The sequence below is a fragment of the Bradyrhizobium sp. SZCCHNR3119 genome (assembly GCF_032487775.1).
Taxonomy (GTDB): domain Bacteria; phylum Pseudomonadota; class Alphaproteobacteria; order Rhizobiales; family Xanthobacteraceae; genus Bradyrhizobium.
The window spans coordinates 5,573,917-5,592,880 of sequence record NZ_JAUEUV010000001.1; the positions used below are offsets into that span (position 1 = coordinate 5,573,917).

Consider the following 18,964-nt stretch of genomic DNA (forward strand, 5'->3'; position numbering starts at 1 on the left):
CTCATTGGGACTCGGCCGTTGGCGCCCGTTCCAAGACCGACTGCAATGCCGTCGATGTGTCCACAATCCGCCTGGCGAGCAACACCGAGCCCTCCGCGGTCAGATGACCTTGGTCCCAGGCGATCGGCGCCCCTGTCGCGACGACCGGGCAAGGTGCGTTTGGCGGGCACAGGAGGCGGAACGGTGACACATACTCCGTCAGCGGCACGTCCTTGAGCATGTTGCGCAGGATATCATCCGATCTCTCGACGAAGGGGAGCAGATGACTGTCCGGCGCCGCGCCGAAGTGCATTGCGGACACGACGAGGCGCGGCAGGGCCGTGTCATATTGCAGACTCGGGCCGACCAGCACGACGCGGCTTCCGGAGGCGGTGATCGAGGCAATCGCCGCGAGCAGGCTTCGGCGTGTTTCCTCAGCTTCGACCGAGCGCGCCCAACCGCCCGAAATCAACACGACGTCCGGCCTGATCTCGCGGATCAAGGCCGGAACCTTGCGGTTGAAGGCAGCGCATCGCTCCGTCTGGCCGTAGCTGATGGCGGGAAGGCATTGGGCCATGGTTGCCCTCAGGACGCTGCCTGGCGGGAGGGCTTGTCGCAGGCCGTGGGTGAGGTGCGCGGCGTGGCTGTCGCCCCATACGAAAACGTTGGGCCTGGGGCCGGCCGCGATGCACGAGGGCGAGAGCTCCTCGACTGTCTGGGTTGGATCCAGGAAGCAGGAGCGATCTTCGTAGACCGGTCGATAGTCGTAATCGAGGAAACTCGCCATCGCCAGCTCCTGTGGCGAGAAGCGGAACGGCAGGCCGGCGGACCAGATCATCGCGGCCGCAAAGGCGATGGCTGCAATGCCCGTCGCGCCGAGCGCCCGCCATGTGATGCGCCACTCGGCCCGACGTGCGGGCCGTTCGACGAGATAGTAGCTTGCGACCGAAAGCGCCGTGCAACAGACGACGAGTGCGAACTTGTCGAAACCGGACGTCGGCGGTCCCCAGACTGCATAGACCAGAGACAACAGCGGCCAGTGCCAGAGATACAGCGAGTAGGACCAGAGCCCGACGGTGATCATCGGCTTCGTGACCATCAGCACGGCTTTGCTCGGCGCCGGATTGGCCCAGATCACCGCGGCAGTAGCGAGACAAGGCAGCAATGCGGCTTGTCCAGGATAGGGCGTTCGCGGCGAGAACACGTTGACGGCCGCGCCAAGCGCAATCCACCCGAGCGCGGCCGCTACGATCCTCAGCCGTTGCGTGGGAGGCTCAGGCAATGCCTCGATGGCCAGCAGTGCGCCAAGCGCGAATTCCCAAATGCGCGCCGGCAACAGATAGAATGCGCCTGCCGGCTGTAGCCGTGTTTGCAGGACACAGATGGCAAAGGATGCAAGCGCTGCGATCACGAAGCCGAACAGCGTCAGCGAGCGGCGCAGCGCGAAGGCCGCGACCGCGGCGGCCGGGAAGAGCAGATAGTACTGCTCTTCGACCGCAAGCGACCAGGTGTGCAGCAGCGGCTTGGTGATGGCCGCTGCGTCGAAATAACCCTGCTGCGACCAGAACAGGATGTTGGAGGAGAAGGTCACGACGGCGAGCGCCTGTTTCGCAACGGAGACCGTATCCTGCGGCAGCAGTAGGACGCTGGAGCAGGCCAGCACCGTACAAAGCATCGCGAACGAGGCTGGCAGGATGCGGCGCGCCCGTCGCTTATAGAAGTTCGCGAAGGAGAAGGTGCCGGCGAGAACCTCGGCCCGTATGATCCGCGTGATCAAGAAGCCGGAGATCACGAAGAAGACGTCCACGCCGACATAGCCGCTTCGGAACGGCGAGATGTCGTAGTGGTAGGCGATCACGGAAATGACCGCGAACGCTCGAAGACAATCGATATCCGGTCGGTAGGAGAGAGGGCTCAAATCACGGTCCACAGCGGAAATGTTGCCCCTGGCGGTCGGGACACATGCTGCAACATGTTACCCTGAACAGGACGAATACGTCACCCTCATTGGCACACGCGCACCGCGAGTATTGCAGAATCAGCACAGTGGCTCGCGATCGCCGTTGCCGCTCACGATTTGGTGCTTGCGTTCACAGACTTGCCCCAATGCCATGTTGGCCTTTGCTCCCTGGCAGTTTGTAGAGTGTCGTGTCATGCGTAAGTCGAGTCCGAAGGCCGGCCGTGCCGTAATAATTGGCGGCGCTATTCTACTTAAAGTTGCGTGCGGGACGGCGTGGGCCGAGACCGCAGATCCCCCAAGCGCTCCGCCGGCATCGCCCGGCGAAACAGCCAAGGACAGTGGTCCGTTCGGCGGCTGCGAGCCGATCGGCCTGACGGCATCCGGCGAACTCGTGTTCCCGCTGGAGTGCAAGAAGGCGATCAAGAAGCCGGCCGACGCCCCGGTCGCGTCGGATGAGAAGGCTCCGTCCGCCGATAAGTCGGTCACGACCGACGCCAAGCCGGCGGCGGCGGACAAGTCGGCCGCGACGCCCGAGAACTCCACGGCCGAAGCGAAGCCCGCAACGATCGAAACCGGAACTGCGGCGAAGGAGGAAGTGCCGAAGGCTGCGGCAGCGGAGACGACCGCGACTGCGACTGCCAAGCCCGTGAGGGAGGCGGCGGCAGCGGCGGCAAAACCGGCTGCTGCCAAGCCTGCCGTGTCGTCCGAGAAGAAGGCCGTAGCGCAGGCGGGTGGATCGAAGAAGGCGGGTGGTCACGCCGCTGCAACCGAGCATGGCGCGGGCGAGGCCAAGTTGGTCCCTGCGCTGGCCAAGCGGCTTGCGATGGTCAAGCCGGCTCAGCCTGCGGCGGCAAAGCCGCCAGCCGACGCCAAGGCCAAGCTCCAGACCGCTGCGGCTGTTCCAGCTTGCACGCACTATCGTAGCTACAATCCCACGACCAAGAGCTATCTCGGCTTCGACGGCCATACATACGCCTGCCGCTAGTAGCGGGGCGGGCGCCTGCCGGTACCGCGCAAGGTGCCGGGGCTGCCGCGCGAGTTTCGGAAAGTCGGGAGCATGCTGCTATAAGGAACGAGAGTCCTCGCTGTTCCAGCGGGGCCGAGCCCTTGCTGCGTGCTGCCGCGCTGTTCGATCATGAGCAAAGCCGAGTCCGAACTGTTCGAGATGCGCCGGCTGGAATCGCTATCCAACACCATTTTCGGTGTGGCGATGACCCTGCTGGCCTACGATCTGCCGAAGGCCAATTTCGACAAGCTGCCGAATTGGGACGATCTGGTCCATGTCTATTCCGGCCGGCTCTCGGCTCTGATTCTAAGCTTCATTATTGCGGGGCTGTTCTGGGTCAGCCATCACCGCCGTCTCGCCCAGCAGCCGTATGGCGGGCGAGGGACCGTCATCCTCAATCTGTTCTTCCTGCTGTCGATTGTCCTGCTGCCGGTGACGAACGGGCTCTATGGCAATTACCGGCTGAGCAGTGCCGTCGCCGTGCTCTACGGCGCGCATTTGACGACCATCGCCGCCCTCAACGCCGTGCTCTGGTGGACGGCCGGCCGCGACCGTCCGGCTGAGATCGCCGGCGCCATCTTCCCGGTCCTGGTGTTCGTTCCAGGCACGGTGATCGCCGCGTTCCTGCCTGGCTATGTCCAGTATTTCTGGCTGCTTGGGTTCGGGGGGCTTTTGGCCCGGCGTTTCGTGCGCGCTCGGCCCGGTGGCGAACAGGCTGTCCGCGGTGGCTGATGCAAAACGCGGCGGGCTTGCGCCCGCCGCGCTCGGTTCTTGAACTCGCTGGTCCAGGGCTGAGATCGCCCCGAGTGCCGAGCCGGCGCATGATCCAGACGAATCATGCGGTCAAAACATGCTCAGCGGGCGATCCCAGCGAGGTGACAGCGCTTGGTATAAGACACTGGATCACCTCCTTTCGTTGTTGATGGGCCCCTCAATATAGCGTGCGGTGCCACGCGCCGAAAGGGCGGCGACGCCCGAGGCCAGACGGAAGGGGGCGCCCGGGTTCCCGCGCCCACAGGACAGATTGCCCCGCGCGTCAGGAGAGGTTGAGACGGGCGTTCCGCCATGTTAGGGAGAGCGCCCAACGCGGGTGTAGCTCAATGGTAGAGCAGCAGCCTTCCAAGCTGAATACGAGGGTTCGATTCCCTTCACCCGCTCCAATGGTTTCAATGGCTTGGGCTAGGCTGCGAACGATTCGGACTTCCGACAAGCCAGGCTGGACACTTCCGACAAGCCTTCCCGGTCTGTTCGAAAAGTGCGCCGGAGCGATTACGCCCACTTGCTACGCTTATTGATGCGCTTCAGCTGAGTCTGCTGCCTGGCCTCGTCGTCGCGGTGCAGGTAGCTCACCGCCGCCGTTCTGCCGTCGATAACCAGCATTCTCATTCGAACTGTCTCCTGCGTGCAACAATGATCTTGCCCCTCTCATGATACAACTTCAAGTCGTTGATGTCTGGGAGGACCATCATGAGGGGCGCCTGTTTGCAGTGGCCCGCCGGGCCGATCGTCGACAGGACAGTGCGCAGGCGGCTGCAGCTTTGTTTGATGTTCCTTTGCCTCGTGGTCATTCAGACCGTCGCTGGCATTCGTCCCGCGGCTTCCCAGATCGGGACTCTGCCCCCCGGCCAGATCGTTTTTGGTCCCGTGGTGCGCGGGCAGAGCTTTTTCAGGTTGGGCCTGCAGGGTACGGCGGTCCCGGAAATCATCAATGGCTATGAAGCCAACAATTTCCTGGATGGTCTCATAACTCCGTCCACGCTGTCATTCGTCAATACGACAGGCTCGCAAGCGGCTGTCGTATTGACGGCGGTGCCGACGCAGTTCGTTCGCTTCTATGCCCCGAACGCAGGGATCGGCCAGATCGGCAACTTCATCGTTGGTACCAACGCGGTGCGCGGTCTGACGCCGGAACAGATTCGCGACCTCCTGGCGCTGCCCGCAGTCCCGACGATGCAGACGCTGGTGCAGGTGCCCGCAGGGACGTGCCTTCTGTTCGGCACGGCCGGTGCGATCCTCAATTCGCAGGCTCCGCCGCTCGGGGTATGGGGCCACGGCGGCGCGGTGCAGGAATACATCATCGGGCAGCAACAAAACGGAGCGGGATGCAGCTCTACGGCGCAACCTCCTCTGTTCATTTCGACTGCCGACTACATCAACGCGCAGCTGATCGGTGCCCAGGCTCTGCTCTATACGCCGCGGGCCGGCGGCGGCAACGCGGGAGCCGTTGCCGGAGCGCTCGACCGGGGACCTTATCCGGCGCTCTTTACCGCCATGGACAGCATGTACAACGCTCTCGACGTGCTCAATTTCGGAGATGATCCCCGACCGTTGCGCTCCGCGCTCGTCCAGCTCGATGGAGAGGTCCATGCCAGCGCTCGCACGGTGATGTTCGGCGACAGTGTCTATTTGCGCGAGGCGGTGCTCGGACGCATGCGCCAAGCCTCGTTCGCCGGCGAGCTCGGCCCGATGGCCGCTCTCGGTCTCGGAGGCCCCATGTTGGCCCATGCGGACGGGGCCGGCTCATATTCTCTCAGTCAGGAGCGGGACTCTGCGCTCGCCTATGCCGACCGGTCCAGGCCTCCGTTTCCGGTGAAAGCAGCAGTGCCACAGCCACCCAACCCTGAGAATGTATTCTGGGCTCAGGGCGTTGGTGCCTGGGGCAGGTTTGGTGGCAAGGGAGATGCGTCGAGCGTGAACCGCGATCTCGGTGGATTCTTTGCCGGCGTCGACCGCCGCTTCGCGCCCGATTGGCTCGCCGGCTTTGCCGTCGGCTATACCAGCTCTTCCCCGAGTATCGCCGACCCGAGAAGCTCGGCCGGCATCGATACCGCGCATGTCGCCGGCTACGTCGGAGGCCACTTCGGCCCCTGGAACCTGCGCGGCGCGGCTTCGGGCAGCTTTAATACGGTCGATACCAATCGAATAGTCATCTTTCCCGGATTCTTCGACGCCGACGGTGCCCGTTATCATGCGACCACGACTCAGGTCTTTGGCGAAGTGGGGTACGGCACGTCATTCGGGCAAATCGCGACCGAGCCGTTTGCCGGGCTTGCGTGGGTCCATCTCGACACCGACAGCTTCGCGGAACAGGGAGGTGCTGCGGCGCTGAGCGGTTTCGGCAGCAGAGAAGACGTCGGCTATTCCACGCTGGGAGCGCGCGCGGCCGACAATTATGTCCTCCAAAGTGGTCTGGTACTTACGCCGCATGTCTCGGTCGCATGGCAGCACGCCTTCGGCAGCGTGAACCCTGGGGCTGCGCTTGCCTTCGCTACCAATGGTGCGTCCTTCCTTGCCGCCGGCGTGCCGCTCGCGCGCGACGCAGCGCTAGTCAACGCCGGATTGGATCTGACTGTTACGCCTCAGGTCGTGCTGCAGCTGGTCTATTTCGGACAACTCGCCGACCGCGTTCAGGATAATTCGGTAAAGGGCACGTTGAAGTGGCGGTTCTGACACGTCACGGTTTGGGAACAGCTGGCCGCGATCTCGTGCGGTGAAGCAAATGAGTCCGGCAGCCAGGACCGGATCGTCGTGTTCAAATCGAACCCGACCGCTTCGGACCGAGTCCGGTCGAATATGTCAGCGTTCTTCCGGGAGCGCGCCGCGCGAACGGCGGATCGTGGCGCAACGGACACACAACCGGCCCAAGAGAATGGTCCGAGTTGGAATTCCAGACACGAAGCTCTATTTCACCCTTCGGCGCGGCGGATGAGCCGCCCCCCAAAACCTCCCGAGGATCCGATGAAGAAAATCTATCACACGCTGCACTTCGTAGTGCACGACGAGAAGGTCTTGCATGAATTCGTTCGCAAGCATGCCGATCCGGAGGATTTCTCGGCCATGGAAGAGCACGATGCCGACGAAGCAGAGAAGGGCGAGCCGGTCGATCACGTCTACTCGGACGTCGAGTGGATCGTTGAAAACGGCCGCGTCTTCGACGCCGAAGGCATCGAGTACAGCGGCGGAGAGACGGGCGAGATCGACGAGGCGGACGAAGACGACGGGATCTCGGACTGATCTGCAACGGCGAGCCCGCTGACGGGTTCGTGTCGTTCGGACACGGACCCGTCGAAAACGGATCGTGGCTTCTGACCTTGCGGTGGCTTGGTCGTTGCCTTGCCGATCATTTTTCTGGTGCTGGATCGGCAGCGCGCAATGCGGCGGAGATGCCGCAATGGGATTGGCCTTGCGGCGCTATCGGTCTCGGCTCGCCGCCCAAGCGGCAAGCACGGCGCGCTCCTCGGGCGTGATCTCGGTGATGTTGCCGGGCGGCATGGCACTCGACCAGGCAGCGTTGCGCGCAATCAGCCGCGCATTGCGCTGGATGTGTTCGCGGCTGTCGAGCAGCACCGCTTTCGGCGCGGTGACGATCCCGTCCCACACCGGCTCGGCGGCGTGGCACATGCTGCAGCGGGACAGCACGATCTCCTCGACTTGCGCATAGGTCGGCGCGCTTGGCGCTGATGCGGCCTTGGCATCGCGCGGTCCGGCGGCGGACAACAGCGCAATCGCGATCATCCCGGCCACGGCGACACCCCACACCCACCACGGCGAGGGTCTGCCCTTGTGCCGTTCGTTGAAGAAATGTCGGATCACGGGACCGAGCGCCAGCACGATCGCGACGATCAGCCAGTTGTAGCGGGTGGCGAACAGCAGCGGATAGTGATTGCTGATCATCAGCACGACGACGGGCAGCGTGAGATAGTTGTTGTGGACCGAGCGTTCCTTGCCGGCCTTGCCGAGCTTGGGATCCGGCGCTTCGCCCGCGAGCAGTGCCGCGACGATCTTCTTCTGGTTCGGGATGATCACCGCGAAGACATTGGCGACCATGATGGTGCCGATGATCGCGCCGATCTGGTTGAAGGCGCCGCGTCCGCTTAGGACGTGCGTGAACGCATAGGTGAGCGCGACCAGGAAGACATAGCCGCCGAGCGCAAACGGCAGCTCATGCCGCGCCAGTCCGCTGCGGCAGGCGGTCTCGTAAAGCAGCCACGCCAAGGCGAGCGAGCCGAAGCTGAACAGGCCGGCCTGCAACGGCGTCAGGTCGAGGATCGACTTGTCGATCAGGAACAAGTCGGCATTGAGATAGTACACCACGATCATCAGCGCGAAGCCGGACAGCCAGGTGGTGTAGGCCTCCCATTTGAACCAGGTCAGCTCGCTCGGCATCTGCGCCGGCGCGATCAGGTATTTGACCATGTGGTAGAAGCCGCCGCCATGCACCTGCCACGCCTCGCCCATGACGCCGGAAGGCAGGCCCTGGCGCGGTTTGAGGCTGAGATCGAGATGGATGAAGTAGAACGAACTGCCGATCCAGGCGATTGCTGCCACAACATGCAGCCAGCGGAAGATCAGGCTCAGCCACTCCGATATGATCGATCCCCACATATCTTTCTCATGATTCGCGTGGTTGGCGTTGCGGTGGACTTCCTGCGCCTGATCAAGTTCAATAAGCCAGGATGAAGCGAGGCGGTTCGATGAAGAAGCTGGTTCTGGTCATGCTGTTGCTGGCGCAGCCCGCCTGGGCGCAGATGAAGCCGGTGGCGAAGGACGCCGCCGGACGCGCCGACCCCTGCGCGCCGATCGGGCGGACAGAGGATGGCAAGCTGGTCTATTCGATGAAGTGCGAGACTTTGCCGAAGCCGGCAGTGCCCCCTCAGGCCGAAGCGAAGCCGGCTTCTGAGCCGGAGCCCGAGACCGAACGCAGCGGCCTGTTCGGCCTCTCCTACGACCGGCGGCCGAAGCAATAGCGCCATCGTCTCGGACCTCATCGTCTCGTTCGCGATCAACCGCCGAACTTCTCCTGTAGCAGTGGAAATAGCCGGTCCGGCTTGAACGGCACCGCGGTGAAGCGGATGCCGGTCGCCTTGCGCAGCGCGTTGCCGAGTGCCGCCGCCACCGGGTTGTAAGGGCTTTCGCTCATCGATTTCGCGCCCAGCGGACCCAGCGCATCGGTAGTCTCGGCGAACAGCACCTCGGTGCGCGGCACGTCGGCGAATGACGGCAGATGGTAGTCGCGGAATTTGGGGTTGACGACGCGGCCGTTGGCATCGATCACCACCTCCTCATAGAGTGCCGCGCCGAGCGACTGCGCTACGCCGCCTTCGACCTGGCCGCGGCACTGCATCGGGTTGGCGACGCGGCCGGCGTCAGCGGCCTGCACGCTCTTGAGGATCTTGATCTCGCCGGTATGCTTGTTCACGGCGACACGAAAGCCCTGCACGTTGAATGCGACGGAGCGCGGCGTGCCGCGCGAGTTGCCGTTCGCCGCAAGGGCCGTTCCGTCGGTCTTGGCCTGCTTCGCAAGCTCCGCGAAGGAGAAGCGTTGCCGTCCACGCGTCACGCCGCCATCGGCCAGCGTGCACGCGTCAGGATCGACAGCCCAAAGCCGCGCCGCGAAGGTCCTGAGCCGATCGGCCAATTGCTCCGCCGCATCCTGTGTTGCGCGTCCCGCGACGAAGGTGCCGGCCGAGCCATAGGCACCGGTGTCGTGTCCGCCATGCGCGGTGTCGGATTGTCTCAGGCTGATATGATCCACAGCGGTGGCGAGGATCGTCGCAGCGATCTGACGATGCACGGTGCTGGTGCCGTTGCCGAACTCGGCGGTGCCGACGGTGAGATCGAAGCCGCCATCTTCGCGCAGTGCGATCGCCACATCGGCGATGTGGCCGTCCGGTGGCACCGTGTCGATCATGGTCAGCGCGATGCCGTCGCCGGTGAGCCATTCCGCGGAGAGGTCAGGTTTGCTGATATCGGCGGCCATCGCTCGCTCGACCAAATCGAGGCATTGATCCAGCCCATAGGAGCCATAGAAGACGTCACGGTAGCCGTTGTCCGGCGGATACAGCATGGGGTCGCCGGACTTGACGACGTTACGTCGTCGCATCTCGAACGGATCGATCTTGAGCTGATGTGCCAGCTCGTCGATCGCGGCTTCGACCGCGAACAGGCTCTGCGGCAGGCCATAGCCTCGGAATGCGCCTGATGGCACCGTATTGGTATAAGCGACGACGGCGTCGACCTTCTTGTTCGGGCAATTGTAGACGCCGAGCGATTCGCCACAGGCGTGAAACAGCACGGGGCCGGCGTGGTTGCCGTAAGCACCGGTGTTGGAGAGCACGTCGAGCTGCAGCCCCGTGAGCTTGCCGTCCTTGTCGGCTCCGGCTCTCACGGTGACGCGCATTGGATGCCGTGTCGAGGTCGCGATGAACTGCTCCTCGCGGGTGAATTCAAGCTTCACCGGCCGGCCGGTCTTCAGCGCGGCCAGCGCCAGGACGTCCTCGACGAACATCTCCTGCTTGCCGCCGAAGCCGCCGCCGACGCGTTCGCAGAACACGCGAATCTTCTCCGCCGGCAAGCCGAAGATGTCGGACAGCGCGCGCCGGGTCAGGAACGGCACCTGCGTGCTCGAGCGGATGTTGAGAACACCGGAGGGCTCGAGCCAGGCCAGACCGCCGTGAGTTTCCAGCGCGGCGTGCTGGACCCGCTGCGTCGTGAACGTTCCCTCATAGGTCACGGCGGAAGTCGTGAGCGCCGCTGCGACGTCGCCATATTCGCCATGACTCTCTGCAACGATGTTCCGCGCGGCATTGGCGACGCGATCTTGCGGCGTGCGGCCAGGATGAATGATCGGTGCGCCCGGTGATATCGCCTCAACGGGATCGGCCACCGCGGGGAGGAGTTTGTAACTGATTGCAAGCCGCCGGCAGCCTTCCTCGGCCGCCGCCTCGCTCTCTGCGACCACGGCCGCGACCTTCTGCCCGATGAAGCGAACGACATCGTCGAGCACGCGCGTGTCATCCGGATCCATCCACGCCTTCTCGTGTCGCGCCGTCGAGAACAGCGTGGCTGGTGCATCCTCATGCGTCAGCACGGCCACGACGCCCGGCACGGCGAGTGCCGCAGCCTTGTTGATCCCGACAATCTTCGCATGCGCATGAGGCGAGCGCGCGAGCTTAATATGGCAGAGCCCGTCGATAGCGGTATCGAACGTGTAGCGGGCCTCGCCGCGCACGATCTGCGGTCCGGCAGGTGCCGGCAGGCTGCGGCCGAAAGCCTCGCCGGCAGGCACATTCTCGATATTGCAGATGCCATGAAGCGCATCCTCGATCGCGCGATAGCCGGTACAGCGGCAGAGATTGCCCTTGAGCGCGACACCGAGTTCCTGCCGCTGCGCCTGGTTCAGCGAAGCACAGGTCAGGATCATGCCGGCCGTGCAGAATCCGCACTGAAAGCCTTGGGCATCGACGAAGGCCTGTTGCATCGGATGCAGCCCGTCGTCGGATGCCAGCCCTTCGATGGTGGTGATGGCATGTCCTTCGGCGCGAAGCGCCGGGATCAAGCAGCTATGCACCGGCTCGCCGTCGAGCAGTACGGTGCAGGCGCCGCAATCGCCGGCATCGCAGCCTTTCTTCACGCCGAAATGACCGGTCTCGCGCAGGAAGGTGCGCAGGCACTGACCTGGGCGCGGCGCGGCGGACAGTTCTTTGCCGTTGACGAGATAGCTCATGCTCGCACGTCGTCCGTCAGTTCGCGGCGGACTTGCTCGGCGAGCCGCAACGTCATCGCCTGGCGCCAGACCGGCTTGCCATGCAGGTCGCGATGATAGAGGTCGTCGGGAACATCGTGCAGGATCGACTCTCGCATCACCTCTGCGGTGGGCTTGGTGGCGAAGCGAAGCTGGACCGGCTTCACGGTCGAGGCGGTCACGGTCAGCAGCAGATCGCCACCATGATCGGTCGTACCGATCACCAGGGCGGCCGAACGCCCGACCGGCGTCAGCGAGATCTGGCGAAAGGCGGCGCGTCGCCGCAACGCCACGAGCGGCACATCGATCTGTCGTAACAGGTCGCCTGGGCCAAGCACGTTGCGCTGATTGCCCGTCACGAAGTCAGCGACTGCAATCCTCTGCTCGTTGCCGTCGGCTTTCCAGATCGTGCAGACGCCATCGAGGGATGCGAGCAAGGAAATCATCGGCCCGGCCGGCAGCGACATGCAGAGATTGCCGCCGACGGTTGCCGTCTTCCAGATCTTGAATGAGGCCAGGAAAGCGCGGCAGCACTGATTGATCAGCGGCGCGGCGAGCCAGTCGGCGGGGCAGGGGAAAGCGTCGAGCTGTGCAACCGTACAGGTTGCAGCGATGGCCAGGCTGGTTTCGTCGACCTCGAGCGCCGGCCAGTGAAGGTCGCTGAGGTCGATCAGTCGCGACAGATGCGCCTGCGGTTCCGAGAACAGCCAGGTGCCGCCGGCGAGCCAGGCGTCGCCTGCCTTCCAGACCGGCAGCTCCGCCCGGCTGCGCGGACGAACCACTTCGGTGATGGTGTTCAAATCCATGACCTGTCGACGCTCGTGAGGCGACCATCGCCATTGAAATCCTTGCAAGACCGGCGCCAACTGGCAATAGCGTGCTGTTGGCCTTTCGATTGCAGGCGTAGTCTTGGATAACCGAGGGGTGAGCGCCGATATGGCCGGCACAGAGCGCAGGCGGAAGATGAACATGAGCGAGTCGCAGCCGATCTGGATCAGGGACCCTCTCGCCATTCTCGCCGATGGTGCCGCGCGCGGTGTGGTCACCAGCGGAGGCCGCATCGTTGAGCTGGTCGGGGCGGGGTGCGAGCCCGCGACCCCAAATGCCGCGGTTTTCGATGCGAAGGCGCATGTCGTGATCCCCGGGTTGATCAACACCCACCATCATTTCTACCAGACGCTGACGCGGGCGTTGCCGGCAGCGATGGATCGGGAGCTGTTTCCCTGGTTGCAGGCGCTTTATCCGGTCTGGGCGAAACTGACGCCGGAGGCGCTCGATCTCGGCGTGACAGTGGCGATGGCGGAGCTGATGCTGTCCGGCTGCACCACGACCACCGATCATCATTATGTGTTCCCCGCAGGGCTCGAGGACGCCGTCGACATCGAGGTGGCCGCGGCGAGGCGGCTGGGGCTGCGGGTGTCGCTGACACGTGGCTCCATGAACCGCTCGCAGCGCGACGGTGGCCTGCCGCCGGACAGCGTGGTGCAGGACGAGGACACGATTCTCGCCGACAGCGCCCGCGTGGTCGCCAAGCATCATCAGCGTGGACCGGACGCGATGGTGCAGATCGCGCTCGCGCCGTGCTCGCCATTCTCGGTCACAACCTCGCTGATGCGCGCGACCGCCGAACTGGCCGAGAAGCTCGACGTGCGCCTGCACACGCATCTGGCGGAAACCGAAGACGAGAACGCCTTCTGTCAGGAGATCCACGCCTGCCGGCCCCTCGATTATCTGGAACAATGCGGCTGGCTCGGCTCGCGCACCTGGCTTGCACATGGCATCTTCTTCAATAAGGAGGAGATGACGCGCCTCGGCAAGGCAAAGACCAGCATCACCCATTGCGCCTGCAGCAACCAGATATTGGCGTCCGGCTGCTGTCCGGTATGCGAGATGGAAGAGGCGGGCGTCGCGATCGGTCTTGGGGTGGACGGCTCTGCCTCCAACGATGGATCCAACCTGATGCAGGAGGTGCGCGCGGCGTTCCTGTTGCAACGGGCGCGCTATGGAGTCGGCAAGGTCAGCCACAAGGATGCGCTGAGCTGGGCCACCAAAGGCTCGGCTGCCTGTATCGGCCGTCCCGAGCTCGGCGAGATCGCGGTCGGCAAGGCCGCGGACCTCGCGCTGTTCAAGCTCGACGAACTGCGGTTTTCCGGCGCGGGTGATCCGCTTGCCGCGCTGGTGTTATGTGGCGCGCATCGCGCGGACCGCGTCATGGTCGCCGGAAAATGGGCGGTCGTGGACGGCGTCGTTCCCGGGCTAGATCTGGCCGATCTCATCCGGCGCCACAGCGCGGCGGCACGCAGGATGCAGATCGGTTAGTTTCTCAGCTGGGCAAAGATGGTTCTGCTGCAGCGGTGGGCTCTCTCCCCCGCAAGCAGGGGAGAGAGAAACGAAAGCTTCACCGACGCGTCACTTCCCCGGCACCTTGTCATCGACGCCCTTGACGTAGAAGTTCATGCTGAGGATCTGGCTGTCGTCGAGGTGATCGCCGCCCTTGCACTCCACCTCCTTGCCGTCTTGGGCGAACACCGGGCACTTGAACGGATGCAGCTTGCCGGCAGTGATCGCGCCCTGGGTGTCCTCGGCCATCTTCTTCACATCATCAGGCATGTTGGTGTAGGGCGCCATTTCGAACATCTTGGATTCGAGCCCGCCCCAGGTGTTCTCCGGCTTCCAGGCACCGTCGAGCTCGGCCTTGACGCGTGCGACGTAATAGGGCGCCCAGGTGTCGAGGATCGAGGTCAGCTGCGCCTTGGGACCGAACTTGATCATCTCCGAATCCTGGCCAAAGGCGAACTTGCCGCGCTCCGCCGCGACCTGCATGGCCGCCGGGCTGTCGGTGTGTTGCATGATGATATCGGCGCCCTGATCGAGCAGAGCCTTGGCCGCATCGGCTTCCTTGCCGGGATCGAACCAGGTGTTCGCCCAGATGATCTTGACCTTGATGTTCGGATTGATCGACTGGGCTCCGATCATGGTGGCGTTGATCCCCGAGATCACCTCGGGGATCGGGAACGAGCCGATATAGCCGAGCACGCCGGTCTTGGACATCTTCGCTGCGATCTGCCCCTGGATGTAGCGGCCCTGATACCAGCGCGCCGAATAGGTCGACATGTTCTTGTCGCGCTTGTAGCCGGTGGCGTGCTCGAAATGCACATTGGGGTATTTCTTCGCGACTTTCAGTGTCGGGTCCATGTAGCCGAACGAGGTCGTGAAGATCAGCTTGTTGCCGGCGCGGACCAGCTGCTCGATCGCGCGTTCGGCGTCGGGACCCTCCGGAACATTCTCGAGATAGGTCGTCTCGATCTCGTCACCGAACTCCTTGACCAGCGCCTGTCGCGCCAATTCGTGCTGATAGGTCCAGCCGAGATCGCCGATCGGGCCCAGATAGATGAAGCCAACCTTCAGCTTATCGGCGGCGAGCGCCGCGCCGCTGACGGCAGCGGTAAGGATGAGCGCGGCAGCTGCCGCCAAAAATCTGTTCGCCATCATCAATCTCCCAAAACGGTCGGGGGTGAACTTGCAGAACAACATGCGGCCCCCTCGCATGTGCCCCGAGTGATCTTCATCGATCCGGCACGAACACCGTCCCGAGCGCCGCCGGCGCGGTTGAACCGCCGGTCCGGGTCCGCGCCAGCAGCACCAGCACGATGATGGTTGCGAGATAGGGCAGGGCCGACATGAATTGCGATGGGATGCCGACGCCGGCGCCTTGCGCGTGCAATTGCAGGATCGTCACCGCCCCGAACAGATAGGCGCCTATCACCAGGCGAACTGGGCGCCAGGACGAGAACACGACGAGCGCGAGCGCGATCCAGCCGCGGCCGGCGGTCATGCCCGGAATGAAGAAAGGTGTATAGGCAAGCGGCAGATAGGCGCCGGCAAGCCCGGCGCAGGCGCCGCCGAACAGGACAGCGTACATTCGAATGCGCAGCACGGGATAGCCGAGCGCATGCGCCGAGACATGATTGTCCCCGCAGGCTCGCAATACGAGCCCGGCACGCGTTCGGTACAGGAACCACCAGACTCCGACGATGAGCGCAATCGACAAGTAGACGAAGGCATCCTCGCCGAACAGGATCCGGCCGACCAGCGGGACCTCGCTTAGCCCGGGAATATGCAAATGCGGTGCGGTCGAGATGCGCTCGCCCACGAAGCGCGCGCCGATCAGGCCCGATAATCCGATGCCGAAAATCGTGAGCGCAAGACCTGTTGCGACCTGGTTGACCGCGAGCCCAAGTGTCATCAAGGCAAAGATCAGCGACAATGCCGCTCCCGCGAGTATCCCGCAGAGCGCGCCCACGACGATGGAGCCGGACAGCCAGGCACCGCCGAATCCGCAGGCGGCGCCGACGATCATCAGGCCTTCGACGCCGAGGTTGAGGACGCCGGAGCGCTCGGTCACCAACTCGCCGGTGGCCGCGATCAAGAGCGGCGTCGAAGCCGCCAGCACCGAGAGGATGATGGCCTCAACCAACTCCACGTTGCACCCCCCGTGACGCGAGGATCAGCCGAAAACGGTAGAGGATCAGGGAATCGCAGGCGAGCACGTAGAACAGCAGGATGCCTTGGAAGACCTTGGTCACATCCAGCGGAATCTTCATGGTGATCTGAGCCTGCTCGCCCCCGATGAAAGTCAGCGCGAGAAACAGCCCTGCAATTAATATTCCAATCGGGTTGAGCCGGCCCAGGAACGCCACGATGATCGCCGTGAAGCCATAACCTGGCGAAATTCCTGGTTGCAGGTGCCCGACCGGTCCGGCAACTTCGATGATGCCGGCCAGCCCGGCGAGCGCACCCGAGACGGCGAAGGTCAAGACGATCAGTTGATCGGCATTGAAGCCGCCGAAACGTGCGGCGCGCGGGGCTGCGCCGACCACACGGATCTCGAATCCCTTGATGGTTCGCCGTAGCACGATGAAGGCGCCAGCCACGACCAGGAGGGCAATGATGGCGCCGAGATGCAGGCGTCCGCCCTCGATCAGCACAGGCACCGTCGCGACGGGATCGAACTCGGCGGTGGTCGGGAAATTGAAGCCGGCCGGGTCGCGCCAGGGACCGCGGACCAGGTAATCAAGCAGCAGATCTGCGACATAGACCAGCATCAGGCTGGTGAGGATCTCGCTTGCGCCGAACTTCACCCGGCATAGCGCCGGGATCAGCGCGTACAGCGCACCGGCGGCAGCGCCTGCCAGCAGCATGGCGGGCAGGACCCAATGGCCGGCGTCGGTGCCTTGGGTCTTCACCGCGATCCAGCTGCCGGCGACCGCGCCGATCAGGAACTGCCCTTCGGCGCCGATATTCCAGGCGCTGGCGAGATAACATAGCGATAGCCCGATCGCGATCATCACCAGCGGCGTCGCCTTGACCGCGATCTCCTGCAACGAATAGCTGTCGGTGAGCGGTGCGATGAAATAGGCCGCCAGGGCGGCGAGCGGATTCTTGCCGAGCAGGGCGAACAGGATCGTCATCGTTACGAGGGTGAGCCCGATCGCGATCAGTGGTGAAACCAGTGCTATCGTGCGCGACTGTTCGGCGCGTTTTTCAAGCACGAGTTGCATGCGCCGTATCCTTCTGATCGAGGCTGCTGCCGCCCATCAACAGGCCGAGCTTTTCGCGCGTCGCCTCCGACCGCGGCAAGGCGACCGACAATTGGCCGTGGAACATCACTGCGATCCGGTCGGCGATCTCGATCAACTCATCAAGATCCTGGCTCGTGACGAGAACTGCGGCACCTTGATCCGCCAGATCGAGCAGGGCTTGGCGAATCACAGCCGCGGCGCCCGCATCAACACCCCAGGTCGGCTGGTTGACGACGAGCACGGCGGGGTTGCGCAAGATTTCCCTGCCGACCACGAATTTTTGCAGATTGCCGCCTGACAGGCTCGCAGCCTCCGGATCGCGCTCGGCCTTGCGGACGTCGAACGCCTCGGTGGCGCGGTCGACCGTTCGCAGCGTGGCTGCGGTATTGACAAAGCCATGCTGAACCATTTCGCCGGCCGCATGGCCGGTCAGCAGAGCATTTTCAGAAAGCCTCATCCGCGGCGCCGTGCCATGCCCCAGCCGCTCTTCCGGCACGAACGCAGCACCCAGCTTCCGGCGTTCGGTGATCGAGAGGTGCCCGCAGGCGATGCCGTCGATGATGATGGTGCCGGGTTCTTTCACCCGCCGCTCACCCGACAGAGCCGCGAATAGTTCATCCTGGCCGTTGCCGGCGACCCCTGCGATGCCGAGGATCTCGCCGCCTCGCAGTTCCAGCGAGATGTGCCGCAGGTTCACGCCATGCGGGTTATCGGGCGGAAGAGCGAGGTCGTTGACGACGAGCCGCGGCACGGTCACCCGGCGTTCGCCCCTGGGCTTCACCGTCTTGACCTCCGAGCCCACCATCATGCGCGCCAGCGAGGCGGCGGTTTCGAGCCTGGGATTGCAGGTCGTGATTTTCCTGCCACCGCGCAAGATCGTGGCGGTATCGCAGAGCCGCTTCACCTCCTCGAGCTTGTGGCTGATGTAGAGGATCGCGCGGCCTTCCGCCTTCAGCCGTTCCAGGACTACGAACAGTTGGTCTGCCTCCTGCGGCGTCAGCACCGCGGTCGGCTCGTCCAGGATCAGGAATTTCGGTCTCTGCATCAAGGCGCGTACGATCTCGATGCGTTGGCGCTCGCCGACCGAGAGCTGCCAGACCTCGCGTTTGGGATCGAGCGGCAGCCCGTAGTCGCGCGCGACATGTGCGAGCCGCGCGGCAATCGCCTTGAACGACTCCTCGCCGTCGAGGCCGAGCGCGACGTTCTCGGCGACAGTGAGGTTGTCGAACAGGGAGAAGTGCTGGAACACCATCCCGATACCCAGAGCACGTGCCTGCGCCGGGCCGGACAGCACGATTCGCTGGCCCTGCCAACGCAGTTCGCCCTCGCTCGGCTGGATCAGTCCGTAGATGCTCTTGACCAAGGTCGATTTGCCGGCGCCGTTCTCGCCGAGCAGCGCGTGGATCTGGCCTGGCCAGATTTCGAAATCAATCGCGTCGTTGGCGACGAAGTCGCCATAGCGTTTGGTCAAACCGACAGTCTGCAGGAGTGGGATTCCGGGTGCAGGTGAGGCGGCGGGCGGCAAATCGGACATTCTCTGCCACAGCTTGATAGGGAGGCTTGCTGATAGGAGGCTTGCCCGAATTGTGGGCTAATTTGTCGCTGCACGTAAGAGGCGAAAAGCGTCACCCTGTGCTTAACTCCTGCTCAGCGTCAGCCTGCGATGAGCGGAGGCCGCCGCGTCGATCGACCACACCGCCTCGCCTGGATCGTGGCTGGATTGTTGTAAATTTACGACAGTCTTTGTAAATCAATCCGATGCAGCTAGCGCTGCTTGTTGGATGAGCAGCATCATTCCACGCGCAGGTTCGACAATTCGGCACATCGGCAGTCTCCGACTTGGCATGGCTCAGGCGTTCGAGCCGCGGACAAAAATCTCAGTAATGTGAACTAATAAGCTTCGCGCGCCGATC

The 18,964-nt window shown here is 63.8% G+C and carries 14 protein-coding genes and 1 tRNA gene; 7 read left to right on the forward strand and 8 right to left on the reverse strand.

Annotated elements, in window-relative coordinates:
* Position 1: 1 nt before the first annotated feature.
* Positions 2-1,897, reverse strand: coding sequence for an acyltransferase family protein (locus tag QX034_RS25695; protein WP_316195970.1), 1,896 nt, complete (start codon positions 1,895-1,897; stop codon positions 2-4).
* A 235-nt stretch (positions 1,898-2,132) separates the two neighbouring features.
* Here QX034_RS25695 and QX034_RS25700 point away from each other — a divergent pair, with 235 nt between their 5' ends.
* The 5 genes from QX034_RS25700 to QX034_RS25720 all read left to right on the forward strand — a co-directional run bounded on the left by QX034_RS25700 (position 2,133) and on the right by QX034_RS25720 (position 6,959).
* A complete protein-coding gene (locus QX034_RS25700; protein ID WP_316167062.1) occupies positions 2,133-2,924 on the forward strand; it encodes a hypothetical protein in 792 nt (263 codons plus the stop codon).
* A gap of 150 nt (positions 2,925-3,074) precedes the next feature.
* Positions 3,075-3,677, forward strand: a complete 603-nt coding sequence (locus tag QX034_RS25705) for a TMEM175 family protein (protein ID WP_315705141.1) — start codon at positions 3,075-3,077, stop codon at positions 3,675-3,677.
* A gap of 354 nt (positions 3,678-4,031) precedes the next feature.
* Positions 4,032-4,105 (forward strand) — tRNA-Gly (locus tag QX034_RS25710).
* Positions 4,106-4,412: 307 nt separating this feature from the next.
* Entirely contained in the window at positions 4,413-6,395 is a 1,983-nt protein-coding gene (locus QX034_RS25715; RefSeq protein ID WP_315705142.1) for an autotransporter domain-containing protein, read from the forward strand.
* A gap of 123 nt (positions 6,396-6,518) precedes the next feature.
* Positions 6,519-6,959: a hypothetical protein gene (locus QX034_RS25720; protein WP_315705143.1), complete on the forward strand. Its 441-nt coding sequence runs from the start codon at positions 6,519-6,521 to the stop codon at positions 6,957-6,959.
* 177 nt (positions 6,960-7,136) lie between these two features.
* Here the strand turns inward: QX034_RS25720 and QX034_RS25725 are convergent, their stop codons facing one another.
* Positions 7,137-8,330 (reverse strand): urate hydroxylase PuuD, encoded by a 1,194-nt coding sequence (locus QX034_RS25725; RefSeq protein ID WP_316167059.1) that lies wholly within the window; start codon positions 8,328-8,330, stop codon positions 7,137-7,139.
* 89 nt (positions 8,331-8,419) lie between these two features.
* On the opposite strand from QX034_RS25725, the gene QX034_RS25730 reads away from it, so the two are divergent.
* A complete protein-coding gene (locus QX034_RS25730; protein ID WP_315705145.1) occupies positions 8,420-8,692 on the forward strand; it encodes a hypothetical protein in 273 nt (90 codons plus the stop codon).
* Positions 8,693-8,727: 35 nt separating this feature from the next.
* On the opposite strand, the gene QX034_RS25735 is transcribed toward QX034_RS25730, so the two are convergent.
* Both QX034_RS25735 and QX034_RS25740 read right to left on the reverse strand, forming a co-directional pair.
* Complete coding sequence (locus QX034_RS25735) at positions 8,728-11,451, reverse strand: molybdopterin-dependent oxidoreductase (RefSeq protein ID WP_315705146.1); 2,724 nt, start codon at positions 11,449-11,451, stop codon at positions 8,728-8,730.
* Entirely contained in the window at positions 11,448-12,275 is an 828-nt protein-coding gene (locus QX034_RS25740; protein ID WP_315705147.1) for an FAD binding domain-containing protein, read from the reverse strand. The genes QX034_RS25735 and QX034_RS25740 overlap by 4 nt, the downstream gene beginning before the upstream one ends.
* A gap of 163 nt (positions 12,276-12,438) precedes the next feature.
* On the opposite strand from QX034_RS25740, the gene QX034_RS25745 reads away from it, so the two are divergent.
* Positions 12,439-13,788, forward strand: a complete 1,350-nt coding sequence (locus tag QX034_RS25745; protein ID WP_315705148.1) for an 8-oxoguanine deaminase — start codon at positions 12,439-12,441, stop codon at positions 13,786-13,788.
* Positions 13,789-13,878: 90 nt separating this feature from the next.
* Here the strand turns inward: QX034_RS25745 and QX034_RS25750 are convergent, their stop codons facing one another.
* From QX034_RS25750 to QX034_RS25765, 4 genes are all read right to left on the reverse strand, one after another.
* A complete protein-coding gene (locus QX034_RS25750; protein ID WP_315705149.1) occupies positions 13,879-14,958 on the reverse strand; it encodes a BMP family ABC transporter substrate-binding protein in 1,080 nt (359 codons plus the stop codon).
* 76 nt (positions 14,959-15,034) lie between these two features.
* A complete protein-coding gene (locus QX034_RS25755) occupies positions 15,035-15,952 on the reverse strand; it encodes an ABC transporter permease (RefSeq protein WP_315705150.1) in 918 nt (305 codons plus the stop codon).
* Positions 15,939-17,030: an ABC transporter permease gene (locus tag QX034_RS25760; RefSeq protein WP_315705151.1), complete on the reverse strand. Its 1,092-nt coding sequence runs from the start codon at positions 17,028-17,030 to the stop codon at positions 15,939-15,941. The genes QX034_RS25755 and QX034_RS25760 overlap by 14 nt, the downstream gene beginning before the upstream one ends.
* Positions 17,014-18,585, reverse strand: coding sequence for an ABC transporter ATP-binding protein (locus tag QX034_RS25765; protein ID WP_315705152.1), 1,572 nt, complete (start codon positions 18,583-18,585; stop codon positions 17,014-17,016). The genes QX034_RS25760 and QX034_RS25765 overlap by 17 nt, the downstream gene beginning before the upstream one ends.
* Positions 18,586-18,964: the final 379 nt, after the last annotated feature.